This is a genomic window from Microbacterium sp. ARD31, from assembly GCF_031844425.1.
Genome location: NZ_JAUZVE010000022.1, coordinates 120,850 through 140,349 on the forward strand (window position 1 = coordinate 120,850; position 19,500 = coordinate 140,349).

Consider the following 19,500-nt stretch of genomic DNA (forward strand, 5'->3'; position numbering starts at 1 on the left):
GGAATCTAGCGGCACGTCAGTCGTCGCGGCCCAGACCGGCGTCGCGCGCCCTGATGATGACCTCGGCGCGGTCGGTGGCCTGCAGCTTGGCCAGGATGCTGGTGATGTTGTTGCGGATCGTCTTCGGCGAGAGGAACAGCTGCTGGGCGATCTGTCCGTTGCTGCGGCCGGCGGCGATCAGGTCGAGGACCTCGGTCTCGCGTTCGGTGAGCTCCGGGAACGGCCGCTCCGGACGGTCGGTGGGCGCGAGCACCTCGGCGATCCGAGCCGCCAGCGAGGCGCCGAAGACCACTCCGCCGGAGTGCACCGTCGCGATCGCCCGGACGATCTCGTCCTGCTCGGCCCCCTTGCGGAGGTAGCCGCGGGCCCCGGCCCGCAGCGCCGAGAGCACCGTGCCGTCGTCCTCGCCCATCGTCAGCACGAGCACGCCCGTGCCCGGGTGGGCGGCGACGACCGCGCGGGTCGCGTCGATCCCGTTCATCACGGGCATCTGGACGTCCATGACCACCACGTCGGGGCGGTGCTCGGCGACCATCGCCACGGCCTCGGCGCCGTCGGCGGCACGCGCGACGACCTCGATCCCGTCGAGGGGGTCGAGCAGCGACGCGAGCCCGTCGCGATACACCGGGTGGTCGTCGGCGATCAGCAGCCGGATCGGCTGGCTCGGCTCGCTCACGGGGTGCTCCTCTCGGGCGCGGTGCCGCGACCGTACGGCAGGACGGCGTGCACCGTCGTGCCACCGGCGTCCGGGCAGACGACCTCGCAGCGGCCGCCGAGCTCCTCGGCGCGCTCGCGCAGCGACAGCAGCCCGACGCCGGCGGTGACGTCGGGGCCGATGCCGCACCCGTCGTCGGCCACGACGACGTCCAGGCCGGTGTCGCCCGCCTCGAGGCGTACGTCGACCCGCTCGGCGCCGGCGTGCTTGACCACGTTGGTCAGGGCCTCCGCCACGATCCGGTAGGCCGCCACCTCCACGGCCGCCGGCAGCCCCGTGGTGCCGACCGCCGAGACGGTCACCGCGACCGCGGACCGCACCCGGTCGGCCTGCTGCCGCACGGCCGCCTCGAGGCCGAGGTCGTCGAGGGCCGGCGGGCGCAGGTCGTGCACGAGGCGGCGTACGTCGTCGAGCGCGTTGCTGACCTCGGTGCGGGCCAGCCCCACGAGCTCGCGGGCGCGCTCGGGGTCGGTGGCGACCGCGTTGCCGGCCGCCTGCAGGCGCAGGGCCACGCCGCCGAGCGCCGGGCCGAGCCCGTCGTGGAGGTCGCGGCGGATGCGGCGGCGGTCGTCCTCACGGCCGAGCACCAGCCGCTCGCGGCTCTCCTGCAGCTCGGTCGCCAGGAGACGGGCGCGGATCGCCACCGCGGCCTGGCGCACGAGGTCGACCAGCAGGCCCTGGTCGCGGTGGGAGAGCATCGAGCGGAAGCCCTGCACGGGCAGCGCCAGCCGACCCACGCGCTCGCCCTGGTAGGCGATGTCGATCTCCTGCAGCTCCGCGGGAGGCGGGCCGTGCGAGGCCGACAGCAGCCCGCCTCCCGGGGTCACCACCTCGACGCGGACGTGGCCGACCTTGAAGGTCTCAGCGACCGCGCCGGCCAGGGCGGGGAGCTGCTCGTCGATGGTTCCGGTGGTCTCGAGCCGAGCCGCCAGCCCGGTCACCGCGCCGTAGCGGTCGGTGCGGCGCCCGAGCAGGAGGCGGCGGACGCGTGCTCCCAGCCACGCGCGGAGCGGGCCGTAGACGAGCACCGCGAGCACGAGCACCACCAGCGTCGCGTCGCGCTCGTCGAGGCGGTCGCCCAGCAGGGCCGTGCCCGCGGCGAGGACCAGGACGTCGACCGCGACCACCGCCGCCGCCACCACGGCGGTGGTGAGCGTCCACGCGACCAGGGCGTCGACGTCACCGAGGTCCGGGCGGAGCAGCCCGATGGTGACCGACACGGCGAGCGCGGCGACGGCGAGGTCGAGCAGCACCGTGGTGACGAGCCCGCCGACCGACAACGTGGCGCCGGCCGCGACCATCAGGACGCACATGATGCCGGCCCACAGGAGCCAGCGGAGCCGGGTCCGCTCGGTCGGGTCGGCGCCGCGGTGGCGGACCCACACGAGAGCCACCGCGCCGACGATCGACCCCAGGGTCAGCACCTGGGCGGCACGCAGCAACGCCTCGGCCGTGGCGTCCGACCACGGCACGGCCACCAGCTCGGTGGAGCCGACGGGCTCGCCGGCGGCGAACACGACGGAGTCCGGCGCCAGGAGCAGCATGACCGGGAGCGCGACCGACGCCGCCAGCACGGCGACCGCGGCCGGGCGTGCGCGGCCGGGCACGAGGGTCCCGGTGGGGTAGAGCAGCAGCAGCGCCACCAGCCCGGAGAGCAGGAACGCGCCCACGCGGGCGACGAACCAGAACGCGAGGTCGGTGCCCGGCAGGTCGTGGGCCAGGGCGAAGGCCACCCAGCCGTAGAGCGCCCCGTCGAGGGTCCATGCCACCGCCACCACGCCGAGCAACCGGCCGACGGCGTCCCCGGGCCGGCCCGCCAGCACGATCACCGATGCGGCGGCGAGGAGCAGGCCCGGCAGGGCGGTGGAGGTGGCGGGCTCGGTGGTCGCCGCTGCCCGCTCGGCGTCGGTGGTGGCGAGGTCGAGCCACAGCGACGCGGCGACCGCGACGAGCGACGCCACCCCCACGACGACGGGCTCGAGGACTCTGCGCACGCGAGCAGTATCACCGCGCGGATGTCCCGTCGTCCCGGGACTGCGGTCCCTGTTCCGGGGGACCGTTCCTCGGGACGGGGACGGGACCGCTCTCCCTGACGCGCGGGTCGCCGGGACCGCGAACGTTCTGGGTGTGCCGCCGACCGCGGCCCGACACCCACGAAACGACAGGAGTCACGACCGTGACGATCCAGCACTCACCCGCTCCCGCCCGCTCCGACGTCACGGCTCGCGACGCCGGGACCACCGTCGCCGGGCGGCCGTACGCCGTCCACGGCGCGGTCCTCACCGCCGGCGCCCTCGCCTGGGCGACGGCGATGGCCTTCGGCGGCATCGACCCGGCGACGCGTGGCGAGGAGGTGGCCTTCTCGCTGTCCTCGGGCCTCTTCCAGGTCGGTCTGCTCTTCCTGCTCCGCACCCTGTGGCGGACCCGGGCGCTCGGGTCCGGGCGCCTGGCCCGCGTCGTGCTGCACGTCGAGGCGGTGGCCGTGGTCCTGGCGATCGGGTCGACGGCCGGCGACGGCCTCGGCCTGACCGACATGGACCAGGCGGGCTGGATGGCCCTCGACGCCTTCTGGCCGCTGTCGATGCTCGGCATGTTCCTCATCGGCATCCGCATCGCGGTGGCCGGTCGGTGGAAGGGCCTGTCCCGCTTCTGGCCCATGGTGGCCGAGAGCTGGGCCGTCGTCGTGATCCCGACCCTGGGCATCTTCGGCGACACCGCCGCCCACGTCGTGGCGGTCGCCCACCTCGTCGTGGGCTACGCCGTCCTCGGCCTGCTGGTGAGCCGCAAGACCGTTGCTGGTTGAGGTGCGAGGAGCGCCAGCGACGAGCCTCGAAACCACGGTCGACGTGGTTTCGAGGCTCGCTGCGCTCGCACCTCAACCACCGGGTGGCTGCGCTCGCACCTCAACCACCGGGTGCGGCGCTCAGTCGAGCGCCAGCCCGGCCGCCGGCGTGACCCGTGCCGCCCGGCGCGCCGGTACGACGCACGCGCCGAGACCGGCCAGCGCGGCCACCACCGCCACCGCGGTCACCTGCAGCGCCGGGACGGTCAGCGAGACGTCGTCGACGACGGTGCCGATCAGCACCTCGACGCCGACCCAGGCGAAGACCAGCCCGAGCGCCGTCCCGAGGACCGTGGCCACCCCGGACAGCAGCAGCCCCTCGGCCGCCATCGCGCGGCGCAGCTGCCGGCGGGTCAGGCCCATCGCCCGCAGGAGCGCGTTCTCCCGGCTCCGCTCGAGGACGGACAGGCCGAGCGTGTTGGCGATCCCGACCAGCGCGATCACGATCGCGATGCCGAGCAGGCCGACGACCGCGCCGGTCATCACGTCGACCTGGAGCCCCACCCAGGCGCGGTTGCCGTAGCCCCCGTCGAGCCCGGCGCCGGACGCCCCGGCGAGCGCGGCGAGGTCGCCGCGGAGGTCCTCGGCGTCGGCGCCGTCCTCCGCCCGCACCCACACGGCCGTGGGCTGGGGCGAGGAGTCGAGGGCGGCCAGCGTGGTGGCCGAGACGATCCCGGCGCGACCCCAGCCCGAGGTGGGCTCGACCCGCACCGTGTGGTCACGTCCGCCGACGGTCACGGTCAGCTCGTGGTCGTCCCACACGCGGTCGCCGAGCCTGCGCGGGAGCTCCTCGACGACGTCGTACGGCAGCAGCAGCACGTCGTCGGCCGGGGCCAGGTCGTCGGGCCCGCGGACCACGCCGGGTCGGTCGTCGACCCCCACCAGCGGCACCGTGACCGGTCCGATGCTCGCCATCGTCCCGTCCAGTGCGACCACGTCCGCGACGCCGTCGACGGCACCGGCCCGCTCGGCCAGGTCGGCCGCGAGCGGGACGTCGACCGCGGTGATGGTCGCGTCGAGCGGGTACTCCTGGTCCATCTCGCGGTCGAGCTCGGTGCGCGTGGACGCGAGCCCGGTGAGCACGGCCGTGGTGAGGGTGACCCCGATGAGCAGCGACGCGGCGGTGGTCGCCGTACGGCGTGGGTTGCGCACCGCGTTGCCGGTGGCGAGCTGCCGCACCGGGCCGCGTCCGACGAGCCGGCCGACCGCACGGATGAGCGCGGGCACCAGCACCGGTCCGAGCAGCAGCACGCCGATGAACGCGGCACCGCCGCCGAGCAGCATGACCGGAACCGTGTGCGAGACCACGGAGGCGACGAGCAGGAACGTCCCGCCGGCCAGGAAGAGCACGGCGAGCGCGAGCCGCCAGCGACCGGCGGCGGAGCGTACGTCGACCCCCGTGTCGGGTCGCAGCGCCGCCAGCGGGGCGACCTTCGTCGCGCTGCGGGTCGGGAGCCACGCGGCGAGGAGCGTCACAACCAGACCGATGACGAACCCTCCGCCGGTCCAGAGCGGGTCGAGGGACGCGCTGCCCATGTCGGCGTACCAGTGCCGGACCAGCGCGACCAGGCCGTGGCCGACCGCGACACCGGCCGCGACGCCCAGCGCGGACGCGACCAGCCCGAGCGCCAGCGCCTCGAGCCGCACCGCCCGCCGCAGCTGCCGGCGCGTGACGCCGACGCACCGCAGCAGCGCGAAGTCGCGCATCCGCTGGGCGAAGAGGATGGCGAAGGTGTTGGTGATGACCATCACGCCGACGAACAGCGCGATGAAGACGAAGACCAGCGCCATGACGGCGAGCACGTCGACGCCGCGCGAGATCTCGGCCTGGCGGGCGGCGACCCACTCGTCGGCGGCCTCCACGGTCGCGGCCGGCACGACCTCCGTGGCGACCCCGGGCGAGCCGCCCCAGGCGACGGCGTCGACCCACAGCGTGCCGCGGAACCGGTCGAGGACCTCCCAGGGCACGTAGAGCGCGGCGCCCATCGCCGCCGGGCTGTCGACGAGCCCGACCACCTCCACCTCGGCAGCCGCCTCGCCGGTGCCGATGGTCACCACGTCGCCGATTCCGACGTCGGTGCTCTTGGCGGCGTTGACGTCGGCCACGGCCTCGTCGGCCGCCGTGGGGAACCGGCCGTCCTCGAGGTCCTGCCACTGCAGGGCCGGATCGAGGGAGACCTCGGCGATGTCCGCGGACGCCGAGAGCTGGACGCCGTCGCGGCTCACGCCCTCCATGGCGTACCCCAGCGTCAGCGCGGGGATCCCGCGCTCGGCGCCGGTGTCGACGAGCCGGGCCGCGGCTTTCGCGTCGTCGACGGTGACCACGTGGTCCACCGCGGCGACCGGCGCGCCGACGTCGGCGGTCAGGCCGTCACGGGTGGCGCCGGTCAGCATGCCGGTGACCACGACGAAGGCGACGCCGATGACCACGGCGAGCGCGGCGGCGACGTAGCGGCGCGTGTGGTAGCGCAGCGACGCGAGCAGCACGCCGCGCATCAGGCGCTCCGCCCGCGCAGCGCGGCGACCAGCTCGTCCTGGCCGGGGTCGGTGAGGTGCGCGCTCACGGCGCCGTCGTGGATGACCATGACGTCGTCGGCGTACGACGCCGCGTCGAGCTCGTGGGTGACCATGACGACCGTCATCCCGAGCTCGCGGACCGAGCGGCGGAGGTGGCCGAGGACCTCGGCGCTGGCCTCGCTGTCGAGGTTGCCGGTCGGCTCGTCGGCGAAGACGATGTCGGGCTGGGTGACCAGGGCGCGGGCGATGGCGACGCGCTGCTGCTGGCCGCCGGAGAGCTCGCTGGGCAGGTGGCCGAGGCGGTCGGCGAGGCCGAGCACGCCGACCACCTGGTCGTAGCGCTCGCGGTCGACCTGCCGCCCGGCGAGCTCCAGCGGGAGCAGGATGTTCTGGCCGGCCGTGAGCATCGGGAGCAGGTTGAAGGCCTGGAAGACGAACCCGATGTGCTCGCGGCGGAAGAGGGTCAGCGCGGTGTCGTCGAGCCCGGCGAGGTCGCGGCCGGCGACCGTGACCGCGCCCGCCGTGGCCGCGTCGAGGCCGGCCAGGCAATGCATCAGCGTGGACTTGCCGGACCCGCTCGGCCCCATGATCGCGGTGAACCGGCCGGCGGGGAGGTCGAGGTCGATGCCGCGCAGCGCGTGGACGGCGCTGTCGCCGTCGCCGTAGGTGCGGGTGAGGCCGCGCGCGCTGGCGGCCGTCGTCTGGTGGGTGAGTGTGGTCGTCATGGGGACAACGCTCGTCGTCCGCGGCCGTCCGATCGTCGGCCTGCGGGACGGACCGTCGATCGGTCCGCGGGCGGACCCGGCCGGTCGTCGTACGACCTGGGGAGGACGTCAGGGGGTGACGAGGCCCGACTCGTAGCCGAGGACGACGAGCTGGACCCGGTCGCGCGAGCCGGTCTTGGCGAGGATCCGTCCGACGTGGGTCTTGACGGTGGTCTCGGCGACGACGAGGTCGACGGCGATCTCGGTGTTGCTCAGCCCGCGGGCGATGAGGGTCAGCACCTCGACCTCGCGCTCGGTGAGGAGGGCGAGCCGGTCGTCCGTGGCGGCGGGCGGGGCCGGGTCGGGCAGCGCCGCGAAGTGGTCGAGCAGCCGGCGCGTGGTGCTGGGTGCGACGACGGCGTCGCCGGCCTGCACGGCCCGGATCGCGCCCAGCAGGTCGGGCGGGGCGGCGTCCTTGAGCAGGAAGGCGGAGGCGCCGGCCCGGATGGCGGCGAAGGCGTACTCGTCGAGGTCGAAGGTCGTCAGCACGATGACGCGCGGCGGTGTCGGGCCGGCGAGCAGCCGGCGGGTTGCCTCGACGCCGTCGAGCCGCGGCATCCGGACGTCCATCAGCACCACGTCGGCGGCGGTGACGGCGAGCTGGGCCAGCGCCTCACCGCCGTCGCCGGCCTCGCCGACGACGACCATGTCGTCCTGGCTCTCGACCAGCATCCGGAAGCCGGCGCGCACCATCTGCTGGTCGTCCACGAGGAAGACCCGGATCGGCTCGCTCACAGCGGCAGCCTCGCAGACACCGCGAACCCGCCGCCGGGCGCCGGCCCCGCCCGGAGCGTGCCGCCGTGCACGGCCGCCCGCTCGCGCATCCCCACCAGGCCCAGCCCGTGGCCGTCGGACGGTGCGGCCGCCCCGCGCCCGTCGTCGCGCACCTCGACCTCCACCTGGCGCCCGACCTCCACCCGCACCGAGGCAGCGGCTCCGGGGCCGGCGTGCTTGCGCACGTTGGTCAGCGCCTCCTGCACGATGCGGTACGCCGCCAGCCCGACGCCGTCGGGCACGTCGACGGGCGCCGACGGGAGGTCGGCCTCGACCGGCGTCCCGGCGGCCCGCGCCTCGTCCACCAGGTGGCGTACGTCGTCCAGCCCGGGTTGCGGCGCGACCCCGGTGTCGCCGTCGCGCAGCAGTCCCAGCAGCCGGCGCATCTCCGTGAGCGCCTCGCGGCCGGTCGTCGAGATCGTCTCGAGGGTGCCGACCGCGACGCCGGGGTCCTTGGCCGCGGCGTAGCGCGCGCCGTCGGCCTGGATCACGATCACCGACAGCCCGTGGGCGACCACGTCGTGCATCTCCCGGGCGATCCGGGACCGCTCGTCGCGGGCGGCCAGCTCGACCTCGCGCTCGGCCATCCGCTCGGCCTGCTCGGCGCGGGCGACCAGCGAGGCGACGTACTTCTCCCGCGACTGCGCGGCGAAGCCCAGCGCCCAGGCCGCGGTCACGATCGCGCTGATGGTCACGCCGTAGGGGGCGAGGTTGGAGGCGGTGAGGTCGCCGGCACCGAAGCCGATCAGCCAGCGGGTCGACGCCACCGCCGCGCCGGCGTACCCCACCACGAGCGCGGTGACGCCCTGCCAGCGCGGGGCCCAGCGCGCCACGGAGTAGACCGCGACCGGGAACGCGAGCTGGCCGACCGTCGGCTCGGCCACGACCGCGGCCTGCGCGGCGCTGAGCGCGGCGACGGCCAGGAACACCGGCCACGCGTGACGCCGCCGCCACAGCAGCGGCACCAGCTCGGCCACCGAGAACGCGACGGAGGGCACCTGGCCGGCGACCACGTGGCCCATGACGAGGAGCAGCAGGCCGGCGACCAGCAGCACGTCGAACCAGCGTCGCCCGCGCGGGCCGAGGCGCCAGGGGTGCAGCTCCGCCGTCGACGCCATGGTGCAGACGTTAGACGGCTGCGCGCGGTCGCACGTCCGCCCACGGGAGGACGGCCGTCCGCCCCGAGTAGGGTGCGAGCCATGACGAAGTGGGAATACCAGGTGGCGCCGATTCCGCTCCACAACGAAGCCCTGATGCTCAACAACTTCGGCCAGGACGGCTGGGAGCTGGTGGCCATCCACACCAACGCCCAGGGCGGCCTGGTCGCCTTCCTCAAGCGTCCCGGACAGGGTGCCTGAGATGGGTGCCGAGGCTCGTCTCGCCGAGCTGGGCATCACCGTCCCCGAGGTCGTCCCGCCGGTCGCGGCCTACCAGCCCACCGCCCGCACCGGGAACCTCGTCTTCACCGCCGGCCAGCTGCCCGCGCGCGACGGTGAGATGGTCGCGGTCGGCAAGGTCGGCGGCGCGGTCACCGAGGAGCAAGGCTACGAGTGCGCGCGCCAGTGCGCCCTCAACGCGCTCGCCGCGGTGAAGGCCGAGATCGGCTCCCTCGACGACGTCAAGCGCATCGTGAAGGTCGTCGTCTTCGTGGCCTCGACGCCCGACTTCACGGGCCAGCCGAAGGTCGCCAACGGTGCCTCCGAGCTGCTCGGCGAGGTCTTCGGCGACGCCGGCCTGCACGCCCGCTCCGCCGTCGGTGTGCCGGTGCTGCCGCTCGACGTCCCGGTCGAGGTCGAGATCATCGTCGAGGTCTGACGGTGGAGCGCCTGCCCCTCCCGGAGGCGCTCGTCGCCCAGGCCCGGTCGTACGCCGAGGGCGGCGCGACGCCCGCCGAGCCGCGTGACGCGGCCACGGTGGTGCTGCTGCGTCCCGGGGCGTCGGGCTCCGAGGTCTACCTCCTGCGCCGGCAGACGTCGATGGCCTTCGCCGGCGGGATGTGCGTCTTCCCCGGTGGGGGTGTCGACCCCCGCGACTTCGACGACGAGCTCGTCGACCGCGGCCTCTGGGCCGGCCCGTCGCCGGCGGAATGGGCGGCCCGCCTCGGCTGCGACGAGCCCCAGGCGCGTGCGCTCGTGTGCGCCGCCGCGCGGGAGACCTTCGAGGAGTCGTCGGTGCTGCTCGCCGGGCCCAGCGCCGACGAGGTCGTCGCCGACACCACCGGGGAGGACTGGGAGGCCGACCGGGTCGCCCTCGAGTCGCGCGAGACCTCGCTGACCGAGTTCCTGGAGAAGCGCACGCTGGTCCTGCGCACCGACCTGCTCGGCGCCTGGTCCGGCTGGCTGACCCCGGTCTTCGAGCCGCGCCGCTACCGCACGTGGTTCTTCGTCGCCCGGCTGCCCGAGGGCCAGGTCACCCGCGACGTGTCCTCGGAGTCCTCCTCGGTCTCCTGGCTCGGCGCGCAGGAGGCCGTCGACCAGGTCGAGCAGCAGCAGATCCTCATGCTGCCGCCGACCTGGCTGACCTGCCTCGACGTCGCCCAGCACCCCGACCCCGACGCCGTGCTCGCCGCGGCGCAGGGGCGGACCGTCGAGATGTTCATGCCCGAGGTGGTGGCCGACGGCGACGAGTTCATCCTCTCCACGCCGCCGCACTACGCCGCCCTGATGGCGGCCCGATGACCCAGGAGCCGTGGGCCGGCGGGTCCTTCGGCACGACGGGGCAGTGCGTCCTGGCGCCCAACGCCGACATCATGACCCTCGACGGCACCAACACCTGGGTGCTGCGCGACCCGGACTCGTCACGGTCGGTGGTGGTCGACCCGGGGCCCTCGATCCCCGCGCACCTCGACGCGATCGACGCGGCCGCCGGCGATGTCGCGGTCGTCCTGCTGACCCACCACCACGCCGACCACAGCGAGGCCGCCCGCGAGTACGCCGAGCGGCACGGGTGCGGCGTACGAGCACTGGACCCCGCCTACCGCCTCGGGTCGGAGGGCCTCGGCGAGGGCGACGTGGTCGCGGTCGGCGGCCTCGAGGTGCACGTCGTCGCGACGCCCGGCCACACCTCCGACTCCCTGTCGTTCGTGGTCCCGCAGGACCGCGCGGTGCTCACCGGCGACACCGTCCTGGGGCGGGGCACCACCGTGGTGGCGCACCCCGACGGCCAGCTCGGGGCGTACCTCTCCTCCCTGCAGCGGCTCCACGCGCTCTGCGGGGAGCAGGGCATCAGCACCGTCTGGCCCGGGCACGGTCCGGTGATCGACGACGCCCTCGGCGCGCTCGACCTCTACCTCGCCCACCGCGAGCAGCGCCTCGACCAGGTCCGGCAGGCGCTGCGCGACCTGCACGCCGTCGCGCGCGAGGGCGGCGCCTTCCCCCACGAGACGCTGCCGCGCGCGATCGTCGAGATCGTCTACGCCGACGTCGACCCGGTGCTGTGGGGGGCGGCCGAGCTCTCGGTGCGGGCGCAGCTGGCGTACCTCACCGAGCGCTGACCGTCCTCACCGCGTCACCTCGACCACGCCGTGCTGACCGCGCTCGGCGTCGACCATGACGTGGTTGACGAAGGGGAAGCGCCCCGGCTCGTCGAAGGTGAGCTCGGCGAAACCACCCTGCGCCGGGAGGAGCGGCAGCACCTGCGCGCCCCCGCTCGTGCCGGGCCGGAGCGTCCACGCGCCCTCGTTCCAGGTGGCGTCGAGCTGCTCGCCCACGACGTGGAAGGCCATCGGGCGGTTGGGTCCGGCGTCGAGCACCCACACCCGCACCCGCTCGCCGACCCGGGCTCGCAGCGGCTCGGTGTCGTACTGGAAGGCACGGCCGTTGAACGCCACGTGGTCCGGCTCCTCGGCAGCCACGGCGGCGTCGTCGACCTCGTCGGCGCCCGCCCGGGTCGTGTCCTCGCCGAGGAAGGTCTCGGAACCGACCAGGACCCACTCGTGGTCGACGGGCGCGAGGCCCGGCGGCTCGATGACGACCGCTCCGGCGAGGCCGGCCGCGATGTGGCTGCTCATCGGCATCGTCGAGCAGTGGTACATCCAGATCCCGGCCCGGCGCGCGGTGAACCGGTAGACCAGGCTCCCGCCCGGCGGGATCGCGCCCATCACCTCGTCGGGCGCCCGCTCGCCGGCGTGGAAGTCGATCGAGTGCGTCATCTCCGCGGCGTTGTGCACCGTGACCACGAACCGGTCCCCGACCCGGCCGCGCAGGACCGGTCCCGGCGCCTGCCCGTCGAAGGTCCACCGTCGCTGCCACACGCCAGGCGCCACCTCGAGGACCGTCTCGTCGATCGTGAGGTCGACCCGGTGCACCCGGCCGCGCACCGGCGGGAGCGTCGCGTCGTACGCCGGTGAGGTGGCCGCCGCGTCGTGGCCCGAGCCGTGCGCGACGTGGGTGTGGTCGGCGGCCGGGGCCGGCTCGTCGGACCCGACCCGGATGGTGAGGACCATCCCCATCCGGCGGTGTCCCACGACCGAGCACCAGCCCTCGGTGGACGCGCCCACCACGCCGACGTCGAGGGTCGCGCTGTCGCCGGGGGCGAGCCGCTTCGTGTGGGCGCCGCTGGGCAGCACGAGGTCGTGGGTGTCCTCGTCGTCGGTGTTGACCAGCTCGACGACCAGGCGGTCGCCGGCCGGCACGTCGATCGTCGACGGGTGGAAGGCCATGTCCTTCGCCTCCACGCGGACCGTGGTGGTCTCGCCGGTCGGCGCCGCCCCGGCCGTCAGGTCGGAGGAGGCGGCCGGGCCCGCCAGCACACCGGCGACCGCCACGACCAGCGCGAGCGCGCTGGTCGCCGCGGCGAGCTGGCCGAGCGACCACGCGGGGCGCTCGGGCGTCTCGACCGGCTCGCCGGCCACCAGGGCGCGGCGGGCCGCCACCGCGGCGCGGATGCCGCGCAGCATGAGCGGGACGAACGCGGCGAAGGCCAGCAGCACCAGCACGGACGCGACCACGCGGACCGTCGACGGCACGGGCAACAGGCAGACCAGGAGGCCGCCGTTGACCAGCGTGAGCCGGGCGACGGCACCCTTCTCCAGCCAGCGCTGCCCAGCCCGTACGACGCTGGGACCCCCGCCGAGGACGCTGGGGACGAGGTGGCTGAGCGCGCCGGTGAGGAGCTGGAGGCCGAACCCGGCGGCGACCACCGCCGCGATCCGGCCCGCGAGGTCGCCCAGGTCGTCGACCCCGCGGGTCGCGACCGTCACCGCGGCCGCGACGAGTCCGCCGGCGAGCCACAGCAGGGCCAGCCCGACCGACGCGGGTCCGAGCTCGCGGGGCGGACGCCGACGCAGGGGTGCGGCCAGGGCACGGCCCCACCAGGCGAGCGCCGCCAGCCACAGCACGATGCCGGCGGCGGTGCCGACGGCCAGCCCCGCCAGCGCGGTGGCGTCGATGACGAGGAGGGCGACGAGGAAGACCGGCAGGGACTGGCGGGCCAGCCGCTCGGCGCGGTCGTCCATCCGGGTGCGGAGCATGGTGGGCCAGAGGGTTACCAAGGTGCCGGTCATGGTGAGCCCGAGCCAGCCGAGCGCCATGGTCGCGACGTGCGCGGCGAGCAGCCGCCCGTGCCACGGGTCGGCCGGCTGGCGGGCGAGCAGGACGCCGAAGGTGGCGCCGACCGGCAGGCAGGCGGCAGCGGCGACGTAGAACCGGACGGTCACCCGGAAGCGTCCGGGCAGCGCGCGGCGCAGGCGTCGTACGAGCTGGACGGCGTGCCACCCGACCGCGGTGCTGACGGTGACCGCGCCGGCAAGGGTCAGCGGCCACCAGGTGGTGGGGACGCCGACGACCACCATCGTGGTGCCGACGAGGAGGAGCAGCAGCCGCCGGGACTGGACCCGGCGGTCGTCGATCGTCGGGGGTGACTTGAGGATCGTCACGGCGAAGTGGGTGCTCCACACCATCGCCGAGTGGGTCATCGCGCCCAGCAGCACGAGGTGGGTGAGCAGCCACACGGCGTCGGGCACCCACGGGTGGGCCAGTGCGACCAGCACCGCCAGGACCAGCCACAGCACGCCCGGACGGTCGCGCAGCCCCCATGAGCCGCGCGCCTGCTGCGGTCGCGCGGGCGGTGCCGTCAGGCCGCGCGGGTCAGGAGCAGGCGCCACGCCTCGGGCCCTTCGGCGAGGTAGGTCACCGCGATCGCGCCGTTCTCCTCGCGGTCGATCTCGGCGAGCAACGGCAGGGGGTCGTGCGGCGCGACCAGCACCATCGCCGATCCCGGGCGCACCCGGGACAGTGCCCCCAGGATGGCGCCGTGCCGCAGCGCGTGCGGGATCACGCGCGCGTCCAGCTCGGGGTGGGCCGCGTCGTGCTCCCCGCAGGCGCAGGCGTGGTCGTTCTCGATCAGGGGCAGGTCAGGGGTCATGGACGCATGCTCACCCGGTGCGGAGCGGTGGAAAAAGGGGCGAAGGTCCCGGTTGCCTCCGCGACCGACCCTTGCGTGCCGGTCCGGTTGGCGGTGGAGTGGTGCCATGGCCACTCCGCACCAGGCTGTCGTCGTCCTCTCGCGCGCCCTCGACCAGGCCGGCGACGCCCTCGCCTCCATCCACGCCGACGACTGGGACCGCCCGACGCCGTGCGGTGACTGGTCGGTCCGGCAGCTCGCCGCCCACCTCGCCGCCGCGCCCGAGCACTTCCTGCAGCACGCACGGGGCGAGGACGTGGACTGGGCGGCGCCGGCCGACGTCCCGGACGGGCAGTGGGCCGGCCACTTCCGCAACCACGGCGACGACCTGCTCCACCACTGGCACGACCAGCCGGACGACCGGGCGCCGCAGGCCGACATGCCGACCGCGGAGATCGGTGTGCACACGTGGGACCTGGTCCGGGCGCTGGGCCGGCCGCAGCCCCTCGACGACGAGGTGGCCGAGCGGGCCGCGGCCTTCATGCGGCAGGGGCTGACCGACGAGAACCGCGAGGGGGCGTTCGCACCGGAGGTGGAGGTCGGCACGGACGCGTCGGCCTACGACCGGCTCGCCGCGTTCGCCGGCCGCGACCCGCGCGCCTGACTCACCCGAGCAGGCGGCGCCACAGCCAGCGGAGCGCCATGAGGACGGCGATCGCGGCGGCGACGCCGAGGCCGATGAACAGCGACAGCTCGATGCCCATCGGCGCGAGCGGATCGTCGACCCCGTCCCGAGCGTCGAAGTCGTGGGTCAGCAGCTGCGAGGGCGTGCCGTCGAGGTCAGGGACGAGGTCGACCGCGATGCTGACGTCCTGGTCCGGGACCTCGCGGCTCACCACCCGGTAGGTCCACTGCCGCTCTGGCGCGTTGGGGGCGCTGAAGAGGGCCAGGTGCGGACCCTCGACGTACGAGCCGGGCGGCCCGTCGACCTGGGCCAGGACGAGCGTGTCGGTGGCCCAGCCGAGGGGACGCACGACGGCGCCGTCGGGGTAGAGGTCGGTCGCGAGCGTCCGCTCCTCGAAGCGGTCCGTGCCCAGGAAGTCCACCGCCGACACGGCCGCATGCGAGGAGAGTGCGACCGTCGTGCCGTCGGGAGATGCGATCGCGGCGTCGTTGCGGCCCCGGCGGGCGCCGTCGAAGGCGTGGTCGCCGGCCATCCTCTTGCGTCCGTAGGTCCCGCCGTCCGCGGCCCACTGACGCGGCCCGTCGGCATAGAACGTCACGAGGCCGTCGTCGTCCACCGCCGCCCACTCGACCTCCTTGCCGACGACGGATGTCTCCTGGGAGTGGGAGGTGATGTTCGTCCGCGTCACGGCGTCGTCGGCGTACCAGGTCAGCCACTGGCTCGAGGGTGCCCACGAGATCCCGTCGGGGGTGATCGATCCCGTCGCGCCGCTCGACATGAGCCTCAGGTCACCGCTCTCGAGGTCCGCCAGCGCGAACCCGTCACGCGGTCGTCCTTCGGGGTCGGTGTCGATGGTCCAGCTGAGGTGGGTCCCGTCGGGGCTGAGGTCCAGCAGCCCGCCGTCCCAGCCCGGCAGGTCGGGCGCGTGGTACTCGCCGTCACGCGCCGTGACCACGACCGCCCTGCCGTCGTCGCTGACGAAGGCGACCGAGGCACGACCGACAGTGAGCTCGTCGGAGGTTCGGAGGTCCGTGAGGTCCATGATCGTGCTGGGGATGGCGCCGCCCGGCACGTCGGGCGCGGTCGCCGTACGCGCCTCGCGGTCGGTGGAGACGAGCGTGACCACGCCGCCGAGGGAGGCGAGGACGGCCACCACTGCCGCGACGGCGAGGACCTGTGCCCTCCGCCGGGCGCGCTGCCCGCGCTGCCAGAGGTCGTCGTCGACGGGCAGCGGCTCGACCGCGTCGGCCACGCGGTGGAGGGACGTGCGGAGGTCGTTCATGCGTCTGCTCCGATCAGCTCGGCCAGCTCGGGCTCGAGCACCCGGAGCCGGGTGAGCGCCTGCCGGGTCGTGGACTTCACCGTGCTGGTCGAGAGCCCGAGCGCGCGCGCCGTCTCCACCTCGGTGAGGTCCTCGTAGAAGCGCAGCACCAGCACGGTGCGCTGCTTGTGGGTGAGGCGGGCCAGCGCCTGGTCGAGGGTGAGGCGCAGGTCGGTGTCGGTGGCGGCGAGGGCGCTGTCGTGGTGCCCGAGGGCGGTCTCGGCGACCCGGCGGCGGCGCCACCACGAGATGTTCTGGTGGTACATCGCGCGCCGGACGTAGGCCTCGGGCGAGGTGTGGATCCGGCCCCAGTGTCGCGCCGCCTGGAGCAGCGCCGCCTGCACCAGGTCCTGGGCGAGGTGGTGGTCGCCCGTCAGCAGGTACGCCGTCCGGGACAGCGCCGCCTGGCGTGCCGCCACGAACTCGGCGAAGCCCGCCTCGTCGTCAGTGATCACCCGGACCCCCCTTCACGACGTACGACGCGGGCCGGCGTCGTGCCGGGTGGCACGGATCCTAGGAAATCCCGGTCAGCTCCCGAAGTCGTGCGTGAGCTCCTGATCCGGGTCGCCGGTGAGGTCGGGGACCAGGTCGACCGCGATGCTCAGCCCGCCCTCGGAGACCGGGACGTCGCTGATCACGGTCCGCCAGAGCCACTCGGACTCGGGTCGGTCGGGTGAGGTGAGCAGGACGACGTCGCTGCCCACCTGTGCGACGAGGAGGCTGTTGTCAGCCCACCCGACCGGCACGACGGTGGCGCCGCCGGGATACGTGTCCGAAGGAAGGGGGCGGTCGAGGTCCTCGCGGGAGGACGTCACGAACGGCACGGCGTCGACGACAGCGTCCGGGTCAGGCGCCCGGCCCTCCACGAGGTCCTCGTAGCGCACGTCCGAACCGAGGAAGGTCGCGCTGACCCCACCCCCCGGCGCGGTGACCCCGAGCAACGGCTTCGAGCCGGAGCTGTCGGCCACGGGGTCCACGGTGCAGCTGACGACCCCCGGGTTGCTCTCCTCGAAGGAGGGACGGCCCATCGCGTCGATGGCGATCGCACCGTCGGGCGTCCACGTCATTGCTCGCGGCGTGGGCCCGCACTCGGGAAGGGCGACGAGCTCGGTCTTGCCGGTGGTGAGGTCGACGACGCGGAACCAGGCGACCTGGAAGGAGCGCGGCCGTCCGGGGTCGTCCACGACCGTCGCCGTGGGGTACGCGAGCCGCGTGCCGTCGGGCGACAGCGCCAGCCACGGACCGACCCGGACGTCCTCCGACAGGTCGAACACCTCCGCCGTCGGGAAGTCGGGCAGGTCGACCTCGTGCGCCGTCCCGGTGCTGGCGTCGACCAGCACGGGCTGCGCCGATCCGTCGACGTAGGCCACGGACGCGCGGCCGATCGCGAGGTCGGTCAGGACGTCTCCCTCCGCCTGCGGGACCACGCTGGGGAGCGCCCCCTCAGGCACGACGCCGCCGGCCGGGCCGGTCGCGTCCGGCCGCAGGGAGAGGGTGCCCGCGCCGACGGCTGCAGCCACGACTGCCATCGCCGCCGCGGCGCGGACGACCCGGGAGTTGCGCCGCGCTCGCCGGCCGCGGTCCCACGCCGACGGGTCGGGGGAGAAGGTCTGGGTCCGGGCGAGGGCGTCGAGCTCCTCGCGCAGCTGAGTGGTCATGCCTCTGCTCCCACCAGGTCGGCAAGCTCGGGTGCGAGGTCGCGCAGCCGCTTCAGGGCCTGGCGCGACATGGACTTCACCGCGCCGCTGGAGATCCCGAGCGCGGTGGCCGTCTGGACCTCGGTGAGGTCCTCGAAGTAGCGCAGCACCAGCACGGTCCGCTGGCGCGGGGTGAGCCGGCGCAGCGCCTGCTCGAGGGTCAGCCGGACCGTCGGGTCGACCGCCGGCGCCGGGGCGTCGTAGGACTCCAGCGGGGTCTCGGCGACCTTGCGCCGCCGCCACCACGAGATGTTCTGGTGGTACATCGTGCGGCGGACGTAGGCCTCGGGCGAGGTCTCGATCCGCTCCCAGTGCTTGGCTGCCTGCACCAGCGACGCCTGCACCAGGTCCTCGGCGAGGTGGTGGTCACCGGTGAGCAGGTAGGCCGTGCGGGCGAGTGCGGGTCCACGCGCGTGGACGAACTCGTCGAACCCGGATCGATCGGTCATCGGCAACCCCCTCACGACGTACGACGCACGCAGGCGTCGCGGCGGGGGTCAGGTGGGGCGAAGAAGTTCCGGTGACGTCTCAGCGGGCCCGGCGGGAGAGCCGCTCGAGGTCCATGATCACCACGGAGCGGGGCTCCAGGCGCAGCCAGCCGCGCGAGGCGAAGTCGGCGAGCGCCTTGTTGACCGTCTCGCGGGAGGCGCCGACCAGCTGGGCGAGCTCCTCCTGGGTGAGGTCGTGGTGGACGTGGACGCCGTCGTCGGCGGTGCGGCCGAACCGGTCGGCGAGGTCGAGCAGGGCCTTGGCGACGCGACCAGGGACGTCGGAGAAGACCAGGTCGGCCACGACGTCGTTGGACTTGCGCAGGCGGGACGCGAGCTGGGAGAGCAGGCCGCGGGCGACCTGCGGGCGGCCCTCGAGCCAGCGGAGCAGGTCGTCGTGCGAGAGCGACGCGAAGGTGGCGTCGGTGACCGCGGTGACGGTGGCGGAGCGCGGACCGGGATCGAAGAGGGAGAGCTCGCCGAACATCTGGCCGGGACCCATGATGGCCAGCAGGTTCTCGCGGCCGTCGGCGGCGGAGCGACCGAGCTTCACCTTGCCCTCGGTGACGATGTAGAGCTTGTCGCCGGAGTCGCCCTCGTGGAAGAGGACGTCGCCACGGCGCAGGGTGGTCTCGGCCATCGAACCGCCCAGGGCGGTCGCCGCCTCGTCGTCCAGCGAGCTGAACAGCGGTGCCTGACGAAGCACGTCGGTGTCCACGTCGTTCCTCCAGATAGGTGCGTCCCGTGCCAAGCCCTCGGGATCGGGCACGATCCTAGCCGTGGTCTGGCTCACAAGCGGCAATGTCCTCACCCGTGAGTTGGGTCGCGGCCCTGCCGCTGGTGTCGGAGCCGGACCGTAGGCTGGCCGCGTGGCCGTGCCGATCCAGATCCCCAAGCCCGACACGTCCCTCGTGCGGCGGGCCCGCAAGATGGACCGGATCCTCGCCGAGACCTACCCCGACGCCGCCGCCGAGCTCGACTTCACCAACCCCTTCGAGTGCCTGGTCGTCACGGTGATCTCCGCGCAGACCACCGACCGCCGGGTCAACGCCGCGAGCCCCGCGCTGTTCGCCGCCTACCCGACGCCCGAGGCGATGGCCGCGGCGCCGCGCGAGCACATGGAGCAGCTCCTCGGCCCGCTCGGCTTCTTCCGCCAGAAGACCGACTCCCTCCTCAAGCTCAGCCAGGCGCTGGTCGACACCTTCGACGGCGAGGTCCCCGACCGCCTCGACGACCTCGTCACCCTGCCCGGCGTGGGCCGCAAGACCGCCAACGTCGTCCTCGGCAACGCGTTCGGCTTGCCCGGCATCACCGTGGACACCCACTTCGGGCGCCTGGTCCGCCGCTTCGGCTGG

At 74.5% G+C, this 19,500-nt stretch carries 20 protein-coding genes; 7 read left to right on the plus strand and 13 right to left on the minus strand.

Translation table 11 applies throughout. The features are described from left to right. Window positions 1–16: 16 nt before the first annotated feature. Both Q9S36_RS33130 and Q9S36_RS33135 read right to left on the minus strand, forming a co-directional pair. Window positions 17–676 carry a response regulator transcription factor gene (locus tag Q9S36_RS33130; protein ID WP_311289078.1) on the minus strand — a complete coding sequence of 220 codons (660 nt, stop codon included), beginning with the start codon at window positions 674–676 and terminating at the stop codon, window positions 17–19. Further along, entirely contained in the window at window positions 673–2,709 is a 2,037-nt protein-coding gene (locus Q9S36_RS33135) for a sensor histidine kinase (protein ID WP_311289079.1), read from the minus strand. The genes Q9S36_RS33130 and Q9S36_RS33135 overlap by 4 nt, the downstream gene beginning before the upstream one ends. A 182-nt stretch (window positions 2,710–2,891) precedes the next feature. Here Q9S36_RS33135 and Q9S36_RS33140 point away from each other — a divergent pair, with 182 nt between their 5' ends. Next, window positions 2,892–3,518, plus strand: a complete 627-nt coding sequence (locus Q9S36_RS33140) for a hypothetical protein (protein ID WP_311289080.1) — start codon at window positions 2,892–2,894, stop codon at window positions 3,516–3,518. A gap of 120 nt (window positions 3,519–3,638) precedes the next feature. On the opposite strand, the gene Q9S36_RS33145 is transcribed toward Q9S36_RS33140, so the two are convergent. From Q9S36_RS33145 to Q9S36_RS33160, 4 genes are all read right to left on the minus strand, one after another. Continuing rightward, a complete protein-coding gene (locus Q9S36_RS33145) occupies window positions 3,639–6,053 on the minus strand; it encodes an FtsX-like permease family protein (RefSeq protein WP_311289081.1) in 2,415 nt (804 codons plus the stop codon). Then, a complete protein-coding gene (locus Q9S36_RS33150) occupies window positions 6,053–6,799 on the minus strand; it encodes an ABC transporter ATP-binding protein (RefSeq protein ID WP_311289082.1) in 747 nt (248 codons plus the stop codon). Before Q9S36_RS33150 ends, Q9S36_RS33145 begins: the two co-directional genes overlap by 1 nt. Window positions 6,800–6,907: 108 nt before the next feature. Beyond that, window positions 6,908–7,573 carry a response regulator transcription factor gene (locus Q9S36_RS33155; RefSeq protein ID WP_311289083.1) on the minus strand — a complete coding sequence of 222 codons (666 nt, stop codon included), beginning with the start codon at window positions 7,571–7,573 and terminating at the stop codon, window positions 6,908–6,910. Continuing rightward, window positions 7,570–8,730, minus strand: a complete 1,161-nt coding sequence (locus Q9S36_RS33160) for a sensor histidine kinase (RefSeq protein ID WP_311289084.1) — start codon at window positions 8,728–8,730, stop codon at window positions 7,570–7,572. The genes Q9S36_RS33155 and Q9S36_RS33160 overlap by 4 nt, the downstream gene beginning before the upstream one ends. Before the next feature lie 81 nt (window positions 8,731–8,811). Here Q9S36_RS33160 and Q9S36_RS33165 point away from each other — a divergent pair, with 81 nt between their 5' ends. From Q9S36_RS33165 to Q9S36_RS33180, 4 genes are read left to right on the plus strand one after another with little or no spacing between them, the layout of a single operon-like run. Further along, the gene (locus tag Q9S36_RS33165; protein ID WP_200937926.1) at window positions 8,812–8,970 is read left to right on the plus strand and encodes a hypothetical protein; all 159 of its coding nucleotides are present in this window, start codon (window positions 8,812–8,814) and stop codon (window positions 8,968–8,970) included. A gap of 1 nt (window position 8,971) precedes the next feature. After that, complete coding sequence (locus Q9S36_RS33170) at window positions 8,972–9,427, plus strand: RidA family protein (RefSeq protein ID WP_311289085.1); 456 nt, start codon at window positions 8,972–8,974, stop codon at window positions 9,425–9,427. A 2-nt stretch (window positions 9,428–9,429) separates the two neighbouring features. Next, window positions 9,430–10,290 (plus strand): NUDIX hydrolase, encoded by an 861-nt coding sequence (locus tag Q9S36_RS33175; protein ID WP_311289086.1) that lies wholly within the window; start codon window positions 9,430–9,432, stop codon window positions 10,288–10,290. Then, on the plus strand, window positions 10,287–11,105 hold the full coding sequence (locus Q9S36_RS33180; RefSeq protein ID WP_311289087.1) for an MBL fold metallo-hydrolase: 819 nt from the start codon (window positions 10,287–10,289) through the stop codon (window positions 11,103–11,105). Before Q9S36_RS33175 ends, Q9S36_RS33180 begins: the two co-directional genes overlap by 4 nt. 6 nt (window positions 11,106–11,111) lie before the next feature. Here the strand turns inward: Q9S36_RS33180 and Q9S36_RS33185 are convergent, their stop codons facing one another. Both Q9S36_RS33185 and Q9S36_RS33190 read right to left on the minus strand, forming a co-directional pair. Then, entirely contained in the window at window positions 11,112–13,715 is a 2,604-nt protein-coding gene (locus tag Q9S36_RS33185) for a multicopper oxidase domain-containing protein (RefSeq protein ID WP_311289088.1), read from the minus strand. After that, window positions 13,685–13,975, minus strand: coding sequence for a DUF2249 domain-containing protein (locus tag Q9S36_RS33190; RefSeq protein WP_311289089.1), 291 nt, complete (start codon window positions 13,973–13,975; stop codon window positions 13,685–13,687). Before Q9S36_RS33190 ends, Q9S36_RS33185 begins: the two co-directional genes overlap by 31 nt. 106 nt (window positions 13,976–14,081) lie before the next feature. Between Q9S36_RS33190 and Q9S36_RS33195 the strand changes: the two genes are divergently transcribed. After that, entirely contained in the window at window positions 14,082–14,618 is a 537-nt protein-coding gene (locus Q9S36_RS33195) for a TIGR03086 family metal-binding protein (protein ID WP_311289090.1), read from the plus strand. A 1-nt stretch (window position 14,619) separates the two neighbouring features. Here Q9S36_RS33195 and Q9S36_RS33200 read toward each other — a convergent pair whose 3' ends face one another. The 5 genes from Q9S36_RS33200 to Q9S36_RS33220 form a co-directional block, all read right to left on the minus strand. Further along, window positions 14,620–15,921 (minus strand): hypothetical protein, encoded by a 1,302-nt coding sequence (locus Q9S36_RS33200; RefSeq protein ID WP_311289091.1) that lies wholly within the window; start codon window positions 15,919–15,921, stop codon window positions 14,620–14,622. Then, entirely contained in the window at window positions 15,918–16,415 is a 498-nt protein-coding gene (locus tag Q9S36_RS33205; RefSeq protein ID WP_311289092.1) for a SigE family RNA polymerase sigma factor, read from the minus strand. Before Q9S36_RS33205 ends, Q9S36_RS33200 begins: the two co-directional genes overlap by 4 nt. A gap of 72 nt (window positions 16,416–16,487) precedes the next feature. Further along, entirely contained in the window at window positions 16,488–17,618 is a 1,131-nt protein-coding gene (locus Q9S36_RS33210) for a hypothetical protein (RefSeq protein ID WP_311289093.1), read from the minus strand. Beyond that, window positions 17,615–18,106: a SigE family RNA polymerase sigma factor gene (locus Q9S36_RS33215; protein ID WP_311289094.1), complete on the minus strand. Its 492-nt coding sequence runs from the start codon at window positions 18,104–18,106 to the stop codon at window positions 17,615–17,617. Before Q9S36_RS33215 ends, Q9S36_RS33210 begins: the two co-directional genes overlap by 4 nt. 79 nt (window positions 18,107–18,185) lie before the next feature. Next, the gene (locus Q9S36_RS33220; RefSeq protein WP_056909367.1) at window positions 18,186–18,863 is read right to left on the minus strand and encodes a Crp/Fnr family transcriptional regulator; all 678 of its coding nucleotides are present in this window, start codon (window positions 18,861–18,863) and stop codon (window positions 18,186–18,188) included. 211 nt (window positions 18,864–19,074) lie between these two features. Here Q9S36_RS33220 and nth point away from each other — a divergent pair. Then, window positions 19,075–19,500 (plus strand): endonuclease III (nth, locus tag Q9S36_RS33225; RefSeq protein ID WP_311289095.1); only part of this gene is annotated, 426 nt, incomplete at its 3' end.